17 protein-coding genes and 1 riboswitch are annotated in these 20,871 nt (G+C 63.7%); of the genes, 6 read left to right on the top strand and 11 right to left on the bottom strand.

The window, feature by feature from the left end; translation table 11 throughout:
- Positions 1-4 precede the first annotated feature (4 nt).
- From fhuF to ASG03_RS17115, 9 genes are all read right to left on the bottom strand, one after another.
- Positions 5-784, bottom strand: a complete 780-nt coding sequence (fhuF, locus tag ASG03_RS17155; protein ID WP_082475823.1) for a siderophore-iron reductase FhuF — start codon at positions 782-784, stop codon at positions 5-7.
- Between the two features lie 6 nt (positions 785-790).
- Positions 791-2,968: a TonB-dependent siderophore receptor gene (locus tag ASG03_RS17150; RefSeq protein WP_062694716.1), complete on the bottom strand. Its 2,178-nt coding sequence runs from the start codon at positions 2,966-2,968 to the stop codon at positions 791-793.
- A 173-nt stretch (positions 2,969-3,141) separates the two neighbouring features.
- Positions 3,142-3,873, bottom strand: coding sequence for a peptide-methionine (S)-S-oxide reductase MsrA (msrA, locus tag ASG03_RS17145; protein WP_062474242.1), 732 nt, complete (start codon positions 3,871-3,873; stop codon positions 3,142-3,144).
- 381 nt (positions 3,874-4,254) lie between these two features.
- On the bottom strand, positions 4,255-4,740 hold the full coding sequence (locus tag ASG03_RS17140) for a 6,7-dimethyl-8-ribityllumazine synthase (protein WP_062474240.1): 486 nt from the start codon (positions 4,738-4,740) through the stop codon (positions 4,255-4,257).
- A gap of 89 nt (positions 4,741-4,829) precedes the next feature.
- Positions 4,830-4,995: riboswitch (FMN riboswitch) on the bottom strand.
- Positions 4,996-5,066: 71 nt separating this feature from the next.
- Positions 5,067-6,128 (bottom strand): ABC transporter ATP-binding protein, encoded by a 1,062-nt coding sequence (locus ASG03_RS17135; protein WP_062474237.1) that lies wholly within the window; start codon positions 6,126-6,128, stop codon positions 5,067-5,069.
- 14 nt (positions 6,129-6,142) lie between these two features.
- The gene (locus ASG03_RS17130) at positions 6,143-6,931 is read right to left on the bottom strand and encodes an ABC transporter permease (RefSeq protein ID WP_062474235.1); all 789 of its coding nucleotides are present in this window, start codon (positions 6,929-6,931) and stop codon (positions 6,143-6,145) included.
- A complete protein-coding gene (locus tag ASG03_RS17125) occupies positions 6,928-7,821 on the bottom strand; it encodes an ABC transporter permease (RefSeq protein ID WP_062694714.1) in 894 nt (297 codons plus the stop codon). The genes ASG03_RS17130 and ASG03_RS17125 overlap by 4 nt, the downstream gene beginning before the upstream one ends.
- Positions 7,822-7,907: 86 nt before the next feature.
- Positions 7,908-9,011: an ABC transporter substrate-binding protein gene (locus ASG03_RS17120; protein ID WP_062474231.1), complete on the bottom strand. Its 1,104-nt coding sequence runs from the start codon at positions 9,009-9,011 to the stop codon at positions 7,908-7,910.
- A gap of 193 nt (positions 9,012-9,204) precedes the next feature.
- Positions 9,205-10,149: a MurR/RpiR family transcriptional regulator gene (locus ASG03_RS17115; protein WP_082475822.1), complete on the bottom strand. Its 945-nt coding sequence runs from the start codon at positions 10,147-10,149 to the stop codon at positions 9,205-9,207.
- Between the two features lie 133 nt (positions 10,150-10,282).
- Here ASG03_RS17115 and ASG03_RS17110 point away from each other — a divergent pair, with 133 nt between their 5' ends.
- The 6 genes from ASG03_RS17110 (at position 10,283) to ASG03_RS17085 (ending at position 17,794) form a co-directional block, all read left to right on the top strand.
- Positions 10,283-11,050, top strand: a complete 768-nt coding sequence (locus ASG03_RS17110; RefSeq protein WP_062694712.1) for an N-formylglutamate amidohydrolase — start codon at positions 10,283-10,285, stop codon at positions 11,048-11,050.
- A 212-nt stretch (positions 11,051-11,262) separates the two neighbouring features.
- A complete protein-coding gene (locus ASG03_RS17105; protein ID WP_062694710.1) occupies positions 11,263-12,846 on the top strand; it encodes an amino acid permease in 1,584 nt (527 codons plus the stop codon).
- 89 nt (positions 12,847-12,935) lie between these two features.
- A complete protein-coding gene (locus ASG03_RS17100) occupies positions 12,936-14,300 on the top strand; it encodes a glutamine synthetase family protein (protein ID WP_062474225.1) in 1,365 nt (454 codons plus the stop codon).
- Positions 14,301-14,386: 86 nt separating this feature from the next.
- A complete protein-coding gene (locus ASG03_RS17095; RefSeq protein WP_062695279.1) occupies positions 14,387-15,772 on the top strand; it encodes an aldehyde dehydrogenase family protein in 1,386 nt (461 codons plus the stop codon).
- Entirely contained in the window at positions 15,769-16,914 is a 1,146-nt protein-coding gene (locus ASG03_RS17090; protein WP_062694708.1) for an iron-containing alcohol dehydrogenase, read from the top strand. Before ASG03_RS17095 ends, ASG03_RS17090 begins: the two co-directional genes overlap by 4 nt.
- Positions 16,915-17,101: 187 nt before the next feature.
- Positions 17,102-17,794 carry a ParA family protein gene (locus ASG03_RS17085; RefSeq protein ID WP_062694706.1) on the top strand — a complete coding sequence of 231 codons (693 nt, stop codon included), beginning with the start codon at positions 17,102-17,104 and terminating at the stop codon, positions 17,792-17,794.
- Positions 17,795-17,956: 162 nt separating this feature from the next.
- Here the strand turns inward: ASG03_RS17085 and ASG03_RS17080 are convergent, their stop codons facing one another.
- Positions 17,957-19,258, bottom strand: coding sequence for an NAD(P)/FAD-dependent oxidoreductase (locus ASG03_RS17080; RefSeq protein WP_062694704.1), 1,302 nt, complete (start codon positions 19,256-19,258; stop codon positions 17,957-17,959).
- 174 nt (positions 19,259-19,432) lie between these two features.
- Complete coding sequence (locus tag ASG03_RS17075; RefSeq protein WP_082475821.1) at positions 19,433-20,824, bottom strand: L,D-transpeptidase family protein; 1,392 nt, start codon at positions 20,822-20,824, stop codon at positions 19,433-19,435.
- Positions 20,825-20,871: the final 47 nt, after the last annotated feature.

The raw sequence follows: 20,871 nt of genomic DNA, 5'->3' as shown, positions 1-20,871 counted from the left end.
GACCTCAATGTCCCTGCTGCGTGGCCGGGCCGCGCTGGCTCGGCAAGGCACAGAGGGCGCCGCAGCTCGGAATGCCCGGGAGCAGGTAGCGCAGGCAGCACACCTTGCGGCGGCAAACCGTGGTCTCGCCGGCGGGCTCATGCCGCAGACAGCCGCGGAACGGATTTGCCGTCCCGTCGGCCAGAGCAGGCTGCTCGAACAGCTGCCGTGCGGCCCAGCCGTCGCTGTCACGCGTCGGTGCCGTCGTGTTGAAGGCATAGTCGATGTAGACGGCCGCATTGTTCCAGGCGAGTTTGGGCGCAAGGCCCGCTGCGGACTTGAGGGCTGCCACCACGGCCGCGAGATGCTGATGGACGAGCGGGACGACATAACCGTCCACGCCCTCCTGCCGGTTGCCCTCGCTCCAGTCGCCTTCGGTTTCCAGGCCGAAGGCGCGCGGAAGGCCATCGTCTGCCAGTGCGATTGTCATCCTGTCGAGATCGATCGGCAGGACGTAGTCCGCCCGGCGGGCCACGATGAAGGGAATCGTCAAGGCGGCGAAGTAGTAGAGCGACCACATGGAGACGACAGCCCGGCGGTCATGGCCCCCGTGCGTCTGGGCATATCGGTCGAGCGCGCCGGCAAATGCGGCCGATGCGAAGAACCCGGCAAGCGGTTGCGCGCCCGCCAGATCCCGTGACAGCATCATTTTTTCGCCGCACCAGGCATGTTCGCCGGTGAAGATGGACTTCAGTTCCGGCGGGCGGAACGCGTCGGTCGATGTGGAGGAGGGGGTCATGTCCATCTGCGGCTACCAGCTGTATTTGAGCGAACCGATCACGGTGCGCCCCTGGTCGCGATAGCAGAAACCCGCCGAGCACACGGCATCACGCCGATCGAACAGATTTGTGGCGTTCACTTGCAGTTTCAGACCCTCGTATTTCTTGTCGATGGCGGCAAAGTCATAGTGCACGGCGGCATCGAAGAGGACCCGCGACGCATTCTTCACGGTGTTGCTATCGTTGCCGAAGCTCGAGCCGATAAAGCGCGCGCCGCCGCCGATGCCCAGGCCGTGAGCGATGGTGCCTTCGGGAAGATCGTAGTTCGCCCAGACGGACGCCATGTGCATGGGCACTGACGACACGAAGTTTCCCTGGCTCTCCTCGGGTCCCTCGACGATCTTCATATGGGTGTATGTGTAGGATGCCGTCAGGGAAAGACCGTTGTCGAGGCTTGTCGTGGCCTCCAGTTCCAGCCCCCGGGATCGAAGCTTGCCGCGCTGGACCTGGATGTTCTCGGGCCCCGTCGGCAGGTTGACGACCTCATAATAGAGGCCATTGTCCTGATCGATGTTGAAGAGTGCGGCGGTCAGAAGCGTGTTGCTGTCGGGCAGCAGATATTTCACGCCGAGTTCCTGCTGCCGGCTTTCCGTCGGATCGAAGGGCCGGCGTGTCTCCTGATTGATACCCGCATTCGGCGAGAAGGCTGTGGAATAGCTCGCATAGGGCGCGAGGCCGAACTCGGTCTCGTAGGTCAGGCCAACACGGCCGGAAAAGGCTTTGTCGCGCTGCGCGGTGGTGGTCGTGTCGCCTGTGGCCAGCACGGTATCGTCGGTGTCGGTGTCCACCCAATCGTAGCGACCGCCGAGCGTCAGCGTCCAGGCGTCATAGCGGATCTGGTCCTGCACATAGGTGCCGATCTGCCATTGGTCCTGGACGGAGCGCGTTGAAAAAGGAATTGGATCGACGTCGCGCCCTGCATTGGGATTGGCCGTATCGAGCGGCGGTGCCGTGCCCGCACCATCAAGCGACCGGTAGCGAAGCTTCTGGAAATCGAGGCCGAAGAGCAGCGTATGATCGAAGGCGCCGGTGGAAAACTTCGCCTCGATCTGGTTATCGATGACGCCGGCCGTCAGGCGCTCGTCGAACGTCCCGGCGCTGCTGTCGAGCAATGAGGGGTCGAGCGCATTGGGTGCATAGGCAAAGGCGTAGTCGGCATCAATGTTAAGGGTCGACAGGCGGGCATTCTGCCGAAAGACAAAGACGTCGTTGATCCGCTGCTCGAATTCGTAGCCGATCCGCGCCTGCTTCTGGACGGAGCTGTTGAAGTCCGGGTTGCCGCCGAAAATGTCCGTGACCTCACCGGTCAGGGGATCGTTGTAATAGGCGGCAGTCCCACCCGACCGTGTACGGGAATACTCCCCGAGAATCGTCAGCTTGGTGTCCTCGTCCGGCTGCCAGGTGACGGCAGGGGCGATATAGGCTCGGTCATCGGCCACGGACACCTGTTCGGTATCGGCGTCGCGCAGCAGACCCGTCATCCGGTAGGTGACGGGATCCGTCTCATTGACCGGGCCGGAGAAATCGAATTGACCCTGGTAGCGCTGGTTGGTGCCGTATTGCAGCTCGATCTCGTTCAGCGGCTCGATCGTCGGCCGCTTGGTGATGAGGTTGTAGAGGCCGCCGGCGCCCGTTGCTCCGTAAAGGGCCGAGGAGGGCCCCCGCAGGATCGAGACGGCTTCCAGGCCGTAGGGTTCCGTCTTGAACAGCGAGGAGCCGGCGCCCGGCTGGCGCAGGTTGTCGCGGAAGATTCCGGAATAGGTGACGTCGAAGCCGCGCACGGAGAAACTGTCGAAGCGCGGATCGAAGCCGAAGGCCCCGACGCGGGTCCCGGGCGTGTAGGCGAGGGACTCCTGCAGTGACTGCGGATTGCGATCCTCGAGTTGCGCCTGCGTGACCGACGAAATCGACTGGGGCGTCTGGAGAAACGGCGTGTCCGTCTTCGCACCCGTTGCACTTGCGGTGCCGACATAGCCATCGCCGGTAATCACGCCGCCGCTCCCGCCGGTCACGACGATTTCTTCCAGCACCGTTGCCTGCCCGGTCGACGCATCTTGCGCAAAAGCCGGTCCCTGCAGGTCGCAGAGAACAAGCGTCAGGATCGACGAACTGGTAACGAGGGCTGTACGGATGGGAAAGCGGCTTGGCATGCGACCTGTCTCTCGGTGAAAGATGACTTTCACTATCAAGATTCTGTCGCGCTGCCAGCCCGTAAACATGATAATTATGTTCAAGTTTACCGTCTGTGGGAAATGCGCAACGCCTGTCCCCAGGCGCACGAAGGCCGCCGCGGGCGATCAAGCCCGCGGCGGTCCTTAAAGTCTCAGCCCTTGGCCTGCGAAACCAAAGCCGGCTTATCGCGGTAGACCGTCGGGAAAACGGTCTTCAAGTTTTCGATTTTCGGCAGGTCGTTATAGACGATGTAGGGATAGTCCGGGTTCAGGGTCAGGAAATCCTGGTGGTAGGCCTCCGCCGTATAGAAGCCCTTGAGGTCGTCGACCTCCGTGACGACCTTGTCCGGAAACACCTTCGCCGTGTCGAGCTGCGCGACATAGGCGCTTGCGACCTTCTTCTGCTCGGGGCTGAGCGTGAAGATGGCCGAGCGGTACTGCGTGCCGTGATCCGGCCCCTGATAGTTCAGCTGCGTCGGATTGTGGGCCACGGAGAAGAACACCTGCAGAAGCTGGCCGTAGCTGATCTGCGACGGGTCGAAGGTCACTTCGACGGCTTCGGCGTGGCCGGTCTTGCCGCCGCTGACGGTTTCGTAGGACGCGGTGTCCTTCGCGCCGCCGGAATAGCCGGACACAGCGTTGGTGACGCCCTTCACGTGTTGGAACACGCCCTGCACACCCCAGAAGCAACCGCCGGCAAAGACGGCCTTTTCGGTCTTGGCCGAGGTCTTCACATCGATGCTGGGGGGTGGGATGACGACGGCTTCCTCGGCGGCGCCGGCGCGCACGGCGGTGACGGCGATGATCAGAGCGGTCAGCGCGAACGCACCGAGGACGCCCCCGGTGAGGTTGCGACGGAGATTGGAACGAGAGGTCTTCAACATGCGGCAATCCCTGATGGCGCGAAGGGCTCGATCGGCTGGCGACGCGTCGTGATGTTGCGGGGGTATGGCCGGAATGTGGGCCGATCCGATGCCGGCGTCAAATCGCGATTTCGTGTAGTTTCGCGAGCAAGCGATGTGCCGGATACGCCAGGATCCTCAGGATCAGAATCAGGGCGTTCGTGCAGAGCGTGAACGACGCGGATTTCCTGTATCTTCAGAGTCGCTTGCGGCGGGACGCTGATGCAGGCTTCGATCACGTCTCGGGCCACGTCTCGAGCGCCGACACGGACACGCGGCGAGACGTTCGATGCCGATTGCGACATCGAACGCCATGGCGTCACCCGGCGAAGCGGGCCGACGCCGGCTGGACGCGGTGGCCGGTCAGGCTGTCGCTTCGACCTTCGAGAGAGCGATCTCGGCGCGCGCTGCGAGAATCTGGCGTGCCGCATGGGCTGCTTCGCCACCCTTGATCACGAAATGATCGGTGAAGAAGCGGATGTGCGCCTCGGACTCCTGGAAATGATGCGGGGTCAGGACCGCGGAGAGCACCGGTACGCCCGTATCGAGAGAAACGCGCATCATGCCGTCGAGCACGGTGGAGGCGACGAAGTCATGCCGGTAGATGCCGCCATCGACGACGAAGGCGGTGCCGAGAATGGCGGAGAACCTGCCGGTTCTTGCCAGGGTCTGCGCGTGAAGCGGGATTTCCAATGCGCCGGGAACGTCGAAGATCTCGACATCGGCCGCGTCGCCGCCAAGGTCCTGCCAGCGGGAGACGAAGGCGTTGACGCACTGGTCGACGATGGCGGAATGCCAGCGCGCGCGGATGACGGCGATTTTCTGTGTGGGGTGGGAGAGGATGGTCATGCAAGTGGCCTTTCAAGGGTTAGCCGTTCGACGGGATCCCTTGGGCGAACACGCGGCCGCGACCAGGCCCATGACGAGCCTGCCCTGCCGTTTGCTCTCTTTCATCCGGACTATACCGTCGGCCCCGGAATCACACCGGATCTGCTGACCTTCATGCCGTGCGGCATATGCCGGCAGACCTGAAGCGCTCGCGGGCTCCAGGCATTTCCGCCTGTTACCGCCGGTGGGGAGTTTCGCCCCGCCCTGAGAACGTACTTGATGACTATAAGCATCTGCAGCAGGGGATCAAATCTACTTTTTTCCCGAAGCGCCATTTTTGCAGAAAACTATTCCCGGACGATGAGGAGGTCGCCTGCCGTGAAGCGCAGGGTTACCGTTTCGCCGATCGCAGGCGGCTTCACGCCGGGGTTGTTGAACGTGTCGAACGAGATGACGCTCTCGCCAATCTTCATCCGCGTGCGGATGACGGAGCCGAGGAAGTTGCTGGCAACCACGCTGCCGGTCAACGCCGTGTCGCCCTTGGCGTCCGCGGCGATGGACCCGGCTTCCGGCCGCAGTGCGAGTGAAACCGTGTCGCCGGCCTTTGCCGCGCCGAGCGGTTCCCGCAGCGTGATGCCCTGGTCACCGATGGCGATGCGGTTTGCCGCAGGGTCCAGCACCGTGGCCTCGATCAGGTTCAACGTTCCGACGAAAGAGGCGACAAAGCGGGTGGCGGGACGGTTGTAGATCTCGAACGGCGTTCCGATCTGGTCGGCGCGTCCCGCATTCATGATGACGATCCGATCGGAAATCGACAGCGCCTCTTCCTGATCATGCGTGACGAAGACGGTGGTGATGCCGAGCTTCTGCTGGATCATGCGGATCTCTTCGCGCAGCGAGACACGGATCTTCGCATCCAGTGCCGAAAGGGGCTCGTCGAGCAGCAGGACCTGCGGCTTCGGCGCCAGGGCGCGCGCGAGCGCCACGCGCTGCTGTTGTCCGCCGGACATCTGGTAGGGATAGCGATCCGCGAGATGCTCGAGATGGATGAGCGCAAGCATCTCCTTCACACGCGCGTCGATCTCGGGCTTCGGCGCGCCGGCGACCTTCAGGCCGAAGGCAACGTTGTCGCGGACCGTCATGTTGGGAAACAGCGCGTAGGCCTGGAACACCATGCCGATATTGCGCTGGTTCGGCTTCAGCTCGGTCTGGTTCCGGCCGTTGATCATGATCGTGCCGGAAGAGGGGGTCTCGAAGCCTGCAATCATACGCAGGACCGTGGTCTTTCCGCATCCGGACGGACCGAGAAACGAGACGAATTCGCCTTTCTCGATCGCCATGTCGAAGTCGTGCACGACCTGCGTCTGGCCGAAGGATTTCCGGATATGGGTCAGGGTAAGAAACGACATGGAGCCTTTGACCTTTATGCCTTGGCGGGGGCGGACTTGCCAAAGCGCGAGACGAGATTGAGGAGGCCCATGGAGAGCCATGTGATGGAGAAGGCGATGACGGCGAGCGCCGACGGTTCGTAGGCCTTGTTGGCGCCGACGAGCTGCAGGTATGGGCCAAACGCCGGACGGTTCAGCAGCGCCGCCATGGTGAACTCGCCCATCACGATGGCAAGCGTGATGAAGGCCCCGGAGAGCACGCCGCTCATGACGTTCGGGAAAATGCAGCGGAACAGGATGGTCCCCCAGCTGGCGCCGAGGCTCTGGGCTGCTTCCGTCAGCGTGCGAACGTCGATCGCCCGCATGGCCGTATCGACGGCGCGGTACATGTAGGGCAGCGACAGGGTGATGTAGGAGAACACCAGCAGCACGTTCGTCCCTGTCGTCGAGCCGGTGAGCGGCAGCACGGAGGACGAATTGTACATGCGCAGATAGCCGAACACGATGACGATGGCGGGAATGACCAGCGGCAGAAGCGTGATGAACTCCACCACCGGCCGCATCTGCGGCAGACGCAGACGCACCCAGTACGCCGTGGGAACGACGAGCAGCATGCCGAAGATGATCGTCAGCAGCGCCATCAGCATGGAGTAGCCGAAGGTTTCGCGGAACTGCATGTCCGAGAACACAGAGCGATAGGCGTCGAAAGAATACTCGCCGCGGCGCATGCGCAGGGAGAATTCGAACGTGCCGATCAGGGGAATGACGAAATAGCTCGCCCCGATGGCCATGGCGATCCAGGCGCCGATCCGGTTCGTCTTCATTTCTGCCACCTCTCGGCACGCATGCGCAGCATGAGGTAGAGCACGTTGGACACGCCGGTGATGACGATCATGCCGAGCGCGATGGCATAGCCGAGGTTGGGATTGTGCAGAACGTCGCCGCGGATCTGCGCATAGAGCAGGATCGGCACGATGTTGAGCGAACTGCCGGTCAGCGCATAGGCGGTGGCGATGGCGCCGAAGGCATTGGCAAACAGGAGGAGCGTCGTGCCGAGAAGGCTCGGCCACAGGATCGGCAGGGCAACCATGGTCCAGTATTGCCGGTTGGTCGCGCCCAAGATCTCGGAGGCTTCGCGCCATTCCTTCTTCATGCCGTCGAGCGCTGGGGTCAGGATGAGGACCATCAGCGGAATCTGGAAATACATATAGGTCAGCGTCAGGCCGGTGAAGCTGAGGAGATTGAAGCCGGTGGAATAGAGATTGAAGCCGAACCAGTCACGCAGAAGCACGGTTGCCAGCCCTGTCCGGCCAAGGGTGGCCAAAAAGGCGAAGGCGAGGGGAACGCCTGCGAAATTCGAGGCGACACCCGAAAAGGTGAGGAGGGTCGAGCGCACCGCGGTCGGCAGTCCGCCAAGCACGACCGCCCAGGCCAGGAAGAAGCCGATCAGGGCGCCGCCGAGAGCCGAAGCCAGCGAGATGCGGATCGAGATCCAGTAGGCCGACAGGATCGACGGTGTGAACAGGTCGGTGATGTTCTTGAGCGTCAGCTGCCCGTCCGGCGTGAAGAAGGCGCCGATGACCAGATAGAAGGTCGGCGCCAGCAGGAACAACACGGCAAAGAGCATGAAGGGCGCGATGCCCAGCCAGTCGATGATCCGGTCCTTGTTGATGCTGGGGACCGATTTCGGGATCGGCGTTGTCACTGTGCTCATCGGCGAGCTTTCGTTCGGGAGGTCGTATGGCGAGCCTCCCCGCAGTGTGCGGAGAGGCGGTTGTCGGATGCTGGACGCGATCCGGCTTACTTGACGTTGGCGCCGACGACGCTGTCCCACTTGCCGGTGATTTCGGCCTTGGCAGCCGCCTGCTCGTCGAGCGTCGGGAACACGGCCTTCTCATAGGCAGCGGCCGGCGGCAGCTTGTCGAGCATTTCCTTCGGGATCTTGTTGTTCTTGGCCAGGTCGTTGAAGCGGATCGGGTGGCAGTAACCCTTCAGCCAGCCAAGCTGACCTTCGTCGGAATACAGATATTCCATCCACAGCTTCGCGGCGTTCGGATGCGGGGCGAAGGCGGAGATGGCCTGAACGTAGACGCCGGCGACGACGCCGCTCGTGGGAACGACGACCTCGACCGGCGGGTTGCCGTTGAGGCTGTCGCGCCAGGAGAGACCGTTATAGTCCCAGGCGATGACGATCGGGGTCGAGCCCTGTGCAAGCGATGCCGACTTGCCGATGACGGGCACGAGGTTGCCGGCCTTGTTCAGTTCGCCGAAGTAGGCGAGACCAGCGGTGCCGGCCTTCGTCGCATCCTTCTCGCCGGCCGCAAGGCCCGCCGCGTAGACAGCCTGAACGGCCTGGTTGGACGCGCGCGGGTCGCCAGCGAGCGCAACGCCGTTGGCGTAGTCGGCCTTCTTCAGGTCGGCCCAGTCCTTCGGCACGTCCTTGACGATGTCGGTGTTCACGACGAAGGAGAGCACGCCGTAATAGTCGCCGTACCAGTAGCCTTCGGCATCCTTGGCGCTGTCGGGGATCGAGTCCCAGGTCGAGACCTTGTAGGGCTGGATCAGGCCTTCGGCCTTGGCCGACGGGCCGAAGGAGAGGCCGACGTCGATCACGTCGGGCGCCTGCGGGCCCGTATTGCCCTTGTTGGCCTTGATCGCCTCAATCTCGTCACCGGAGCCGGCGTCGGGGTTCAGTTCGTTGACCTCGAGGCCGTACTTGGCTTTGAAGCCGGCGATGACGTCGCCATAGCCGCACCAGTTGTGCGGAAGCGCGATGGTCGTGAGCGTGCCTTCCTTCTTGGCGGCAGCGATCAGCTCCTCGCTCGGCGCAGCGGCGGCAAGGGCGGTGGAGGCGACAAGCATCGCCGATGTCAGCGACAGAAGGCGGTGGGTCTTTGACAGCACGAAAGTCTCCTTGGGTTTGTTAGGCGGCGGGTTTGTTAGGCGGGTGGTTTGTTAGGCCGGGGTTTCCGACCCGGTGGGTCAAGCTGATAGAGCGGCGTCATGAAGCTTCTATGACAGTCGCGGTGGACGGTTTCAGGCTTTGTTTCCCGGCTAAACCCCTGTCTTCAGGGTTGGCGTTGCCGGGTATCCGATTTCACCCCTTTTTCTCCTGAAAAGGCTTTCGAAACAACGGTGTGGCGTCAAACAACGTCTCCAGCGCCTTCATCCGGTCCCGGGTTTCCTCCCAGATCGAGTTCTGGACGGCTTCGATCAGCGCCTCGACGGTGAAGAGGGTGACGACGGAGCTGTCCCAGGCCGATGGCGCCTCGATGTGAACGCGAAAGACCTTGGCCGCGGACTTGGCGACAGGGGAAGACCACTGATCCGTAAACAGGATGATCTCTGCGCCGCGGGCGCGAGCAGCCTTTGCCATCGTCTCCAGTTCCTGCTCGTAGCGCCGGATGTCGAACACGACGAGAACGTCGCCTTTCTTCATGTCGAGCACGTAGTGGGGCCAGGGGCTGGAGCCGGACGCGATCAGGGTGACGCCGGCGCGGATCACCTGCAGATGCGTGAAGACGTAGTCGGCCAGCGTCCGCGTGATCCGCCCGCCGATCAGGTAGACGCGCCGCTTCGGGTCTGCGACGAGCGCGGCGGCGCCGTCGAAATCCTGCGTTTCCATCTGCGCAAGCGTGGCGCGCAGATTGTTGATGGTGGCATCGGCGAAACGGTTGAGAATGTGCGTGCCGGGCGCATTCGTCGCCCACCGATCATGCTTGCTGATCGGGTTGGAGATCGTCGCTTCCAGCTCCTGGTGCAGCCGGGCCTGAAAGTCGGGAAAGCCGCGAAAGCCGAGTTTCTGTACCATGCGCGCAACGGTGGGCGTCGAGACGCCCGCGTTCTCGGCCACGGTCGTGATGCTGCCGAGCCCGGAAACGGGATAGTTGTCGAGCAACGTTTCCGCCAGTTGCTTCTCCGCCCGCGTCAATGCGGTGAAGTTCGCGGCGATCACGTCCGACACCGTCTTGTGTGTTTCGGTGCTGATCACGATTTTCCCCTCAGGCCGATCTTCGCCAGCCTTGTGTGACAGAGTAAACATCGCTGTCACAATCGGAGTCAATGGGGTGCGTGAAGAGATCGTTTCAGTTTGCAATTGACAGACACGGGATTGTGAAGAATTCTCTTCAGTCAGTGGGACCCGTCATGACGGCGGGCGAAGGACGGAGCCGGGTGTGGGTGCGCTTTTGACCGTCGAGGATGGTGCGCCGGTGGCGCTGGAGAATGCGGAGGCTGGTTCCCGCATCCTTCTCGTCTGTGAGCATGCCTCGCGGCGTCTCCCGGAGCGGCTGGGCACGCTGGGGCTTTCGGCGGAAGCGCTCGAAAGCCATATCGCCTGGGACCCGGGCGCCCTGGCCGTTTGCCGGCTGCTGACGCACGCGCTCGATGCAACGCTCCTCTACCAGCGCTTTTCCCGGCTCGTCTACGATTGCAACCGCCCGCCGGACTCGCCGAGCGCGATGCCTCGCCTCAGCGAGATCTTCGATATTCCGGGCAATGCCGCGCTGTCGGACGCCGAGCGTCTGGTGCGCACGCAGGAGATCTACAGCCCGTTCCGCACGAGCCTGTCCGAACTCATCGCTGCACGGGTTGCAAATGGTCGGCCGCCCGTTATCGTCACGCTGCACTCCTTCACGCCCGTCTGGCACGGGCAGCCGCGGGAGGTCGAGGTGGGCATCCTGCATGATAGCGACCGTCGGCTCGCCGATGCGTTTCTGAGCGATGCCGCAGGAGACGACGCCTTCGTTACCCGTCGCAACGAGCCCTACGGGCCGCAGGACGGCGTGACGCATACCTTGATCGAGCACGGCGTCCACAATGGCCTGCTCAACGTGATGATCGAGATCCGCAACGATCTCATCGCAACCAAAGACGGCCAGAGGGTCCTGGCCGGCTATATCGGGACTCATCTGGGCAGAGCCCTGGCGAGTCTCGAAACCTAAAAGACCCGGGGAGCGGCTTGTCCGCGGAAACCGTTCCCGCCCGGTTGGCGGGAGCACTGGCACGACTGCGTGAAGACCTCGGAAAGAACCTGAAAAACGGGGCACACGCAGCACGATCAAGCGTTGCAGCGTCCGTGCGCCATGAGGGTCGCGCGCCGCTGCACCGGCATCCGGCAATACCGCCCGGCGCCGAGCGTTCAGAGGGGAAAATCATGTCCGACTATAGCGACGTCGACAAGCACGCGGACCTTCAGGTCCTGCATTCCATGGGGTACGCGCAAGAACTCGAGCGGCGGATGAGTTCGTTTTCCAATTTCGCCGTGTCCTTTTCGATCATCTGCATTCTTTCCGGCGGCATCAATTCGCTGGCGCAGGCGACCGCCGGGGCAGGCGGTGCCGCGATCGGCATCGGTTGGCCGATCGGCTGCTTCGTCTCCTTCGTCTTCGCCGTCGCCATGGCGCAGATTTCGTCGGCCTACCCGACGGCCGGCGGGCTCTACCACTGGGGATCGATCCTCGGGAACCGCTTCACGGGCTGGCTGACGGCCTGGTTCAACCTGCTCGGCCTCGTCACCGTGCTCGGCGCCATCAATGTCGGCACCTACTACTTCTTCATGGGCACGTTCGGCACCCCGTATTTCGGGCTGGAGAACAGCATCACGATCCAGATGCTGTTCCTGGTGGTCATCACCGGCCTGCAGGCGCTGATCAACCACATGGGCATCGGCGCAACGGCGAAGCTCACGGATTTCTCCGGCTACCTGATCTTCGTCACCGCGATCCTGCTGTCGCTGGCCTGCCTGATTTCTGCCGACAGCTACGACATCGCCCGGCTCTTCACCTTCTCCAACTTCTCGGGCGCGGCCGGCGGCGATGTCTGGCCGGAGACGTCCTCCGCCTGGGTCTTCCTGCTCGGCCTGCTGCTGCCGATCTACACGATCACCGGCTACGACGCGTCGGCCCACACGTCCGAGGAAACGGTCAAGGCGGCGACGTCGGTGCCACGCGGCATGATCTCCTCGGTGCTCTGGTCGGCCCTCTTCGGCTACATCATGCTGTGCTCCTTCGTGCTGATGATCCCGGCACAGGCGCCGCTTGCCGACGGCACCGTCGTCGACGGCATGACGGCCGCCGCGGCGCAGGGCTGGAACGTGTTCTTCTGGTCGATGGACACGCAGATGAACCCGATCGTGAAGGATGTGCTCTATCTCGCGATCCTGCTCTGCCAATGGCTTTGCGGCCTGGCGACGGTCACGTCCGTCTCGCGCATGATCTTCGCCTTCTCGCGGGACGGCGGCTTGCCGGCCTCGAAGGCCCTCGCCAAGGTCAGCCCGAAATTCCGGACGCCGGTTTCGGCCATCTGGACCGGGTCGATCCTCTCGGTGCTGTTCGTCTGGGGTTCGTCGCTGATCACCATCGGCGAGACGCCGGTCTACACGATCGTCGTTTCCTGCACGGTCATCTTCCTCTTCTTCTCCTTCGCCATTCCGATCACGCTCGGTCTGTTTGCCTGGGGGACGTCCAAGTGGCCCGCACAGGGACCGTGGAACCTCGGGGAAGGCGTGTTCAAGCTCTTTGCGGGCCTGACCGTGCTGGCCATGATTCTGATCTTCGTCCTCGGCGTTCAGCCGCCGAACACCGCGGCGCTCTATGTCACGGTCGGCTTCCTCCTTTTGACCGGCGTGATCTGGTTCGGCTTCGAAAAGCGCCGCTTCCGCGGTCCGCCGATCGGCGAGGAGGTCAAGCGCCGCGCGGCCGAGATCGCGGCAGCCGAAAAGGCCGTCGGCCAAGCGTAGCACCCCCGCCCGACACGGCGGCACCCGATATGCCGGGTGCCGCCCCGCACACCCCTTTGAGCTTTCGACCCACGCAGACAGGATGCCCGATGACATATTCGTTCGAAGACCTGAAGACCGACGTCGCCGAGGGGCGGATCGACACGGTTCTCGCCTGCCAGATCGACATGCAGGGCCGCCTCATGGGCAAACGCTTCCAGGCCGAATACTTCGTCGAAAGCGCCTTCGAAGAGACCCACAGCTGCAACTATCTGCTGGCGACCGATCTCGAGATGGAGACGGTGTCCGGGTACAAATCGACCAGCTGGGAGTCCGGCTATGGCGACTATACGATGAAGCCCGATCTGAGCACGCTTCGCCGGATTCCCTGGCTTGAAGGCACGGCGCTGGTGCTCTGCGACATGCTCGACCATCACACGCACGAAGAGGTCCCGCACTCTCCACGCGCCATTCTCAAGCGGCAGGTGAAGCGGCTGGAAGCCATGGGGCTCAAGGCCTTCATGGCGAGCGAACTCGAATTCTTCCTGTTCGACCAGTCCTATGATCATGCCCGCGAAAGCGGCTATCGCGACCTGAAGCTCGTCAGCGGCTACAACGAGGACTACCATATCTTCCAGACGACCAAGGAGGAGGACGTGATGCGGGCGATCCGCAAGGGCCTGCAGGGAGCGGGTATCCCGGTCGAAAACTCCAAGGGCGAGGCGTCGGCGGGACAGGAAGAAATCAATGTCCGCTATGCCGAAGCGCTGGCTATGGCGGACCGGCACGTCATCATCAAGAACGGCTGCAAGGAGATTGCCTGGTCCAAAGGCAAGGCCATCACCTTCCTGGCCAAATGGCACATGAACGCGGCGGGCTCGTCCTCGCACATCCACCAGTCGCTCTGGAGTCTCGACGGCAAGACGTCCCACTTCTTCGACAAGAAGGGTGAATACGGCATGTCGGACACCATGCGCCACTACGTCGCCGGCCTGCTGACCCATGCGGGCGAGATCACCTATTTCCTCGCGCCCTACATCAATTCCTACAAGCGCTTCATGGCCGGCACCTTCGCACCGACCAAGGCCGTCTGGTCCAAGGATAACCGCACGGCAGGATACCGGCTCTGCGGTGAAGGTACGAAGGGCATCCGCATCGAGTGCCGGGTCGGCGGTTCCGACCTCAACCCCTATCTCGCGATGGCTGCCTTGCTCGCCGCCGGGATCGCCGGGATCGAGGGCAAGCTGGAGCTCGAGGCGCCCTTCGTGGGCGACGCCTATTCCGGCAAGGACATTCGCGAGATCCCGAAGACATTGCGGCACGCGACGGACCTCATGACGCATTCGTCCATGCTGCGGGCGGCGTTTGGCGACGCGGTGATCGACCACTATACGCGAGCCGGCACCTGGGAGCAGGAAGAGTACGATCGCCGCGTCACGGATTGGGAGGTCGCGCGCGGTTTCGAGCGCGCGTGATTGCAAAACCCGTCGGGGTGCGCCATGTCTCGGCATCCCCCGCGTCGAGACGACGGCCTGCGGGCCGACTTCCTCTGGAGTTGATGATGACGATGATTCAATGCATTTCGCCGGTCGACGGCTCGGTCTATGCCGAGCGCGAGGCCATGCCCTACGAGGCTGCGGCCGCGGCCATCGCCCGCGCGCGCAGGGCACAAAAGATGTGGGCGAAACGACCGCTCGAGGAGCGCGTGCAACTCGTGCTCAAGGGCGTGACCCGGCTGAACGAGATGGCGGACGAGGTGGTGCCGGAGCTTGCCTGGCAGATGGGACGTCCGGTCAAGTATGGCGGCGAGTTCCGCGGCTTCAACGAGCGCTCCAATTACGTCGCCTCGATCGCCGCCGACGCCATGAAGCCGATGGTGATCGAGGAGAGCGAGCGTTTCGAGCGCCGGATCGTGCGCGAGGCGCATGGCGTCGTTTTCGTCATCGCGCCCTGGAATTATCCTTACATGACCGCGATCAACACGATCGCGCCCGCTCTGATGGCCGGCAATGTCGTGGTCATCAAGCATGCGAGCCAGACGCTGCTGGTCGGGGAGCGCATGGTGCGCGCCTTCACCGAGGCCGGCATGCCCGAGGACGTGTTCCAGAACCTGTTCCTCGATCATGAGACAAGTGCGCGCCTGATCGCCGCCAAGGCCTTCGACTTCGTCAACTTCACGGGCTCCGTGGAGGGTGGGCGATCCATCGAGCGCGCGGCAGCGGGCACCTTTACCGGTCTCGGGCTCGAGCTGGGGGGCAAGGACCCGGGCTATGTCATGGAGGATGCCGATCTCGATGCGGCGGTCGACACGCTGATGGATGGCGCGACCTACAATTCCGGCCAGTGCTGCTGTGGCATCGAGCGCATCTACGTGCATGAAAGTCTCTATGACGATTTCGTGGAGAAGTCGGTCGCCTGGGTTTCGAACTACAGGCTCGGCAATCCGCTGGATCCGGAAACGACCCTCGGTCCGATGGCCAACAAGCGCTTCGCCGCAGTGGTGCGGGCGCAGGTCGCCGACGCCGTCGCAAAGGGCGCACGCGCGATGATCGACCCGAAGCTGTTTCCCGCCGATGACGGCGGCGCCTATCTCGCGCCCCAGATCCTCGTCGACGTGGACCACTCGATGGAGTTCATGACCGAGGAAACCTTCGGCCCGGCCGTCGGCATCATGAAGGTCAGGAACGACGCCGAGGCGCTCGCCCTGATGAACGACTGCAAATACGGGCTGACCGCATCGCTCTGGACGCAGGACCCGGAACGGGCAGCGGACATCGGCGCCGAGATCGAGACAGGCACCGTCTTCATGAACCGCGCCGACTACCTGGACCCCGCGCTCTGCTGGACCGGCGTCAAGGAGACCGGTCGCGGCGGTTCGCTCTCCGTCTTCGGCTTTCACAATCTGACCCGGCCGAAATCCTACCATCTGAAGAAAGTCACGGCATGACCATTACCGCTAACTGGAGCTACCCGACCGCCATCAAGTTCGGGGCAGGGCGAATCAAGGAACTCGCGGAGCACTGCAAGGCCGTCGGCATGAAGCGCCCGCTGCTGGTGACGGATCGCGGCCTGGCGCCGATGGCGATCACGCAGAACGCCCTCGATCTTCTGGAGGCCGCCGGCCTCGGTCGCGCCATCTTCGCGGATGTCGATCCCAATCCCAACGATCTGAACCTGGAAGCCGGGGTAAAGGCTTTCCACGCAGGCGGGCACGATGGCGTCGTTGCTTTCGGTGGCGGCTCGGGGCTCGACCTCGGCAAGGCCGTCGCCTTCATGGCGGGCCAGACACGGCCGGTCTGGGACTTCGAGGACGTGGGCGACTGGTGGACGCGCGCGTCCGTTCCCGGCATCGCGCCGATCATCGCGGTCCCCACCACGGCGGGCACCGGGTCGGAGGTCGGCCGCGCCAGCGTCATCACGGATCATGTGACGCATACGAAAAAGGTCATCTTCCATCCGAAGTTCCTTCCCGCCGTCACGATCTGCGATCCCGAGCTTACGGTCGGCATGCCCAAGGTCATCACGGTGGGAACAGGCATGGACGCCTTCGCCCATTGCCTGGAGGCCTACTCGTCGCCCTTCTACCATCCCATGTCCCAGGGCATCGCGCTTGAAGGCATGCGGCTCGTGAAGGAATACCTGCCGCGTGCGGTTGCCGATGGCCAGGATATCGAAGCGCGCGCCAACATGATGAGCGCCGCGGCCATGGGGGCGGTCGCGTTCCAGAAGGGACTCGGCGCAATCCATGCGCTCTCGCATCCGGTCGGCGCGATCTACAACACGCACCACGGCATGACCAATGCCGTGGTGATGCCGGCGGTGCTGCGCTTCAACCGGCCGGTCATCGAGGAGAAGATTGCGCGGGCAGCGGCCTATCTCGGCATCTCCGGTGGGTTCGATGGTTTCGCAGCCTATGTGCTCGAGCTGCGTGCAAGCCTCGGCGTCCCCGAGGCGCTGTCCGGGCTCGGCGTCGGAACGGACCAGATCGACCGCATGGCCGAGATGGCCATCGTCGATCCAACGGCGGGTGGGAACCCGGTCGAACTGACGCTGGACGCGGCGCGAGCGCTGTTCATCGAGACGATCTGAGCCCTCTTGAACACCCGCCTGGCGCAGCGTTTCTAAAGCCTGCGCCAGGCTGTCTCTCATTGGTTCTCGTATGGCGCGTTAACACTTCGTTAACCACGATTTGAAAGATTTGGTTAACCGAAGCGGCTTCAGGGGCTGGAGCTGATTGCGGGGCAAACCGGGGCTTTGCGTCCCCAAAGAGGTTTCCATGCCAGTCATTACACTCGCCAACACGAAGGGCGGCGCAGGCAAGACCACAGCCGCGCTTATTCTCGCAACCGAGCTTGCCCGCGGCGGCAATAGCGTCACGGTGCTCGACGCCGATCCGCAGCGCTGGATATCGACCTGGCACGAGATCTCGGGTCGCGTCCCGAACATCGACGTCATCTCCGAAATTTCCATGGCCTCGATCCAGGGCCACATTATCGAAAACCGACGCAGCACCGACTATTTCGTGATCGATCTGGCCGGCGCACGCAACAGCCTGCTCGCAACCGCCATCGGACTTTCCGATCACGTGCTCATCCCCATCCAGGGCTGTTCCATGGATGCCAAGGGCGGCGCGCAGGTTCTGGAACTGCTGGCGCAGCTTGAAAAGCAGGCCGGCGTGCGCATCGACCATTCGGTGGTGTTGACGCGGGTCAGTTCGCTTGTCACGACGCGGGCGCTGCAGGTGGTCAAGGGGCTCCTTGCCAGTCGCAATGTGCGCGTCCTGGAAACTCCGATCATCGAGCGCGCGGCTTTTCGCGACGTGTTCGACTGCGGCGGCACCTTGCAGACCATGGACCCGGCACGTGTGAGCAATCTCGACAAGGCGCGGGAGAATGCCCGCCTGTTTGCCGAGGAAGTCCGGCGCCTCGTGCCGCTCCATGTCACCCGCGCCTTTCGTCGCGCGGCCTGACCCATCTCGCGGAAGACGCGGCATCCTCCATGTCGCGTCCGCCTTCCACGACTGCGCCTTTGGAAGCGCGCTGCGCGAAAAGGATTCACGCAGCGCGCTTTAAGGTCTTGTTTTGATGCATGGCGTTACCCGAAACCGCTGCACACGTTCGGGCGACAGGCATTAGAAGCGCCGGTCGATCAGGTGCTTCGCCTGCGCGCCGACATGATAGAAGGCCGACTTGACCGCCCGCAACGGATCGGGCGTCACCGGCGTCTCGTCGAGCGGCATCGCATGGGCGCCACCGGCGATGTGATGGGCCAGGGCCCGGCCGAAGACCGTACCCGGTGCAATGCCGCGACCATTGTAGCCGCTGACCGAAAGCACATCGGGCGCCACCGTGTGGAGGCGGGGCAGGGCATTGGTGGTCATGCCGATGCGGCCGTCCCACCAATATTCGAAATCGATGGCGCCGAGCTGGGGGAAGAGCGCTTCAAGCGAGCGCCTGGCAAATCCGCGATGCGTCCCCGTGGCCATGGCGTCGAGGCGTCCGATGCTGCCGAAGATGAGGCGATTCTGCTTGTCCATCCGAAACGAGGTCATGACGAGACCGGTGTCCCAGCAACCCTGGCGCTCGGGCAGGATCGCGGCCGCAACATTGGCCGAAAGCGGCTTCGTGGCGAACTGGAAATACGGAAGAATCGTCAGTTCCGTGGCGGACGCCTGCCAGGGCATCCCCTCGACCAGCGTCCCATAGGCATTGGTGGCCAGCACGACCTTCGGTGCGGTGACGCTGCCGGCCGGGGTCTTCAGCACCCAGTTGGCCCCGGTCCGGGTGGCCTCCTGAAGGGGCGTTTCCGTGAAGAGACGGACGCCGGCCTTGACACCCGCATGCGCCAGCCCGTGGGCATAGGCCAAAGGCTGGATCGTGCCGGCGCGGCGGTCGAGAAGGCCGCCCGCAAAACCTTCGGCACCGGTCAGCCGGTGGGCCTGGTCCTTGTCGAGCAGTTCGACTGGCGCGCCGAACGCGGCCCATTGCGCCTGCCGGTCCGTGATGTCCGACAGGCCCTCGGCGCCCACCGCCATATGCAGCGTGCCGTGGCGCACCGCCTCGCACGGGATGTCGTGGCGCTCGACCAGATCAAAGACGAGAGAGGGGCCATCGCCAAGGGCGTGCAGCAGGCGCTCGCCCGGCTCTTTTCCGAGCGTGGCGATCAGGTCTGCCGGCTTCGTCCACATGCCCGCATTGACAAGGCCGACATTGCGGCCCGACCCACCGAAGCCGATCATCCGGGCCTCGATGAGGACGACGTCGGCGCCCTGTTCCGCGAGATGCAGGGCCGTCGAGAGCCCCGTGAAACCGCCGCCGACAATGGCGACGTCCGCTGTCACATGCGTCTCGAGAGAAGCGGTCTGCGGCGGGGGCGGCGCGGTCGCATGCCAGAGGTTCGGCCCGATCTTGTAACGCGCGCGTTCGTCCGCCATGCGGGCATCCTTGTTGTGTCCAGAGCTCTGCTGCGCAGAGATAGCCGATCTTGGTCTCCGACGCCTCATGACAATCGCAGATGACGTGATGAGCCGCGACAATGCCCCGGGGTTTGCGACCGCGGCTCTACCCTGCCGTCTCGCAGCGCGATCGAGCCATCCCCGTGTCGACGATCAGTCGAGGAACTCCACCGTGGTGCCGACGCTTACCATCTTCGCGAGTTCCGTCGCATCCCAGTTGGTCAGTCGCACGCAGCCATGGCTCTGGGTCTTGCCGATCTTGGACGGCTCGGGCGTCCCGTGGATGCCGTAGGTCGGCTTCGACAGCGCGATCCAGACCGTACCCACGGGGCCGTTCGGGCCCGGCTGCAAGGTGAGGACCTTGTCGTTCTCGCCTTGCTTGAAGTTGATCTTCGGATTGTAGGTATAGCCCGGATTGAGCGCGATCCGATCGACCTGCACGGTGCCGGACGGCGACGGCGTGTCCGATGAGCCGATCGTTGCCGGATAGGCAGCGATCAACGCGCCCGATTCGTCGTAGGCGAAGACCTGCTTCCGCGGCTTGTCTGCGACGATGCGCGTGACCTTGCCGGTCTTCGGCTCGCCCGGATTGATCACCTTGATGATGGTGCCGGGAATGGTGAAATCGACCCCGGGGTTCAGTTCGCGCAGATAGGCTTCGTCCATGTGGAAGCGCTCGCCGAGCATTTCCGTGGTCGAGGTGAAGGACATGTGCGGAAGCAGGGCCTTGTGCGCATAGTCTTCCGGGATCTCCGCGACATAGGGACCCGCGGCGTCGGCGGCCGTGATGGTGTAGGTCGTGATGGCGAGGCCGCCGCTCAAGCGCAGGCGTTCAAGGATGTCTTCCGTGTTGTTCGGGTCGAGCGTTTCGCCGGTCGCCTGCTGCCAGGCCTCGATCGCCTTGGTGACGTTCGAGCCGTTCTTGCCGTCGATGACGCCGGGCGAAAAACCTTCGCGATCGAGAAACACCTGCAGGGCGGTGATTTCCGCACTGGACTTGCGGGTGATCGTGGCTGCGCGGGGCAGGGTGGTGCCCTGCGAGGCCGGAGGCTGTTCGGGTGGCAGGGCGGCCATGTCGTTTTCGTCGGGGAGCGTTTCGTCTGCGGCGGGAAGATCGCCACGCTCCACGCCCGGCGGCACGAAATTGCGGTAATCCGGAACGCCGTTTGCGCCGTCACGCCCGCGGACATAGGGCCGGTCGCGATCGGCTTCATCGCCGAAGGTGCCGTTGCCGTAGACCCGCTCCCTCCGGGGGCGACCGCCGAAGGCCTCGTCGCCATAGGGTTCGGCGCCATAGGAATCGGGCGCGGCGCGGCGGCGTCCCGCGTTGGCGCCACGCGATCCCATCACGGTGGCGACGATATTGCCCCAATTGTCCACGAGGACCGTGCGGCCTCTGGCATCGCGCATCACGCGGACCTCGCCGTTTTCAGGGACGTAGTCGAGAACATCCCCCTGCGGCGTCACCAGGACCTGATCGGGCGACAGCACGATGCGGGACTGGGCCGCAGCCGGCGTGGAAGCCGGCCCGAGGCTCGCCGCCATGAGGGCGGCCAGAAGAAGGGAGGAGATGCGTCTCGGAGCGATCGTCA

The organism is Rhizobium sp. Leaf341, from assembly GCF_001424325.1.
GTDB lineage: Bacteria > Pseudomonadota > Alphaproteobacteria > Rhizobiales > Rhizobiaceae > Ferranicluibacter.
Note: the sequence above shows the minus strand (reverse complement) of the source record. Positions and strands in the feature narration are given on the sequence as shown.

Excerpts from the sequence above, each read along its gene's own strand:
- fhuF (WP_082475823.1), bottom strand. The coding sequence starts at position 784 with ATGGACATGACCCCCTCCTCCACATCGACCGACGCGTTCCGCCCGCCG.
- ASG03_RS17150 (WP_062694716.1), bottom strand. The coding sequence starts at position 2,968 with ATGCCAAGCCGCTTTCCCATCCGTACAGCCCTCGTTACCAGTTCGTCG.
- msrA (WP_062474242.1), bottom strand. The coding sequence starts at position 3,873 with ATGTTGAAGACCTCTCGTTCCAATCTCCGTCGCAACCTCACCGGGGGC.
- ASG03_RS17140 (WP_062474240.1), bottom strand. The coding sequence starts at position 4,740 with ATGACCATCCTCTCCCACCCCACACAGAAAATCGCCGTCATCCGCGCG.
- ASG03_RS17135 (WP_062474237.1), bottom strand. The coding sequence starts at position 6,128 with ATGTCGTTTCTTACCCTGACCCATATCCGGAAATCCTTCGGCCAGACG.
- ASG03_RS17130 (WP_062474235.1), bottom strand. The coding sequence starts at position 6,931 with ATGAAGACGAACCGGATCGGCGCCTGGATCGCCATGGCCATCGGGGCG.
- ASG03_RS17125 (WP_062694714.1), bottom strand. The coding sequence starts at position 7,821 with ATGAGCACAGTGACAACGCCGATCCCGAAATCGGTCCCCAGCATCAAC.
- ASG03_RS17115 (WP_082475822.1), bottom strand. The coding sequence starts at position 10,149 with ATGTTTACTCTGTCACACAAGGCTGGCGAAGATCGGCCTGAGGGGAAA.
- ASG03_RS17105 (WP_062694710.1), top strand. The coding sequence starts at position 11,263 with ATGTCCGACTATAGCGACGTCGACAAGCACGCGGACCTTCAGGTCCTG.
- ASG03_RS17100 (WP_062474225.1), top strand. The coding sequence starts at position 12,936 with ATGACATATTCGTTCGAAGACCTGAAGACCGACGTCGCCGAGGGGCGG.
- ASG03_RS17095 (WP_062695279.1), top strand. The coding sequence starts at position 14,387 with ATGACGATGATTCAATGCATTTCGCCGGTCGACGGCTCGGTCTATGCC.
- ASG03_RS17090 (WP_062694708.1), top strand. The coding sequence starts at position 15,769 with ATGACCATTACCGCTAACTGGAGCTACCCGACCGCCATCAAGTTCGGG.
- ASG03_RS17085 (WP_062694706.1), top strand. The coding sequence starts at position 17,102 with ATGCCAGTCATTACACTCGCCAACACGAAGGGCGGCGCAGGCAAGACC.
- ASG03_RS17080 (WP_062694704.1), bottom strand. The coding sequence starts at position 19,258 with ATGGCGGACGAACGCGCGCGTTACAAGATCGGGCCGAACCTCTGGCAT.
- ASG03_RS17075 (WP_082475821.1), bottom strand. The coding sequence starts at position 20,824 with ATGGCGGCGAGCCTCGGGCCGGCTTCCACGCCGGCTGCGGCCCAGTCC.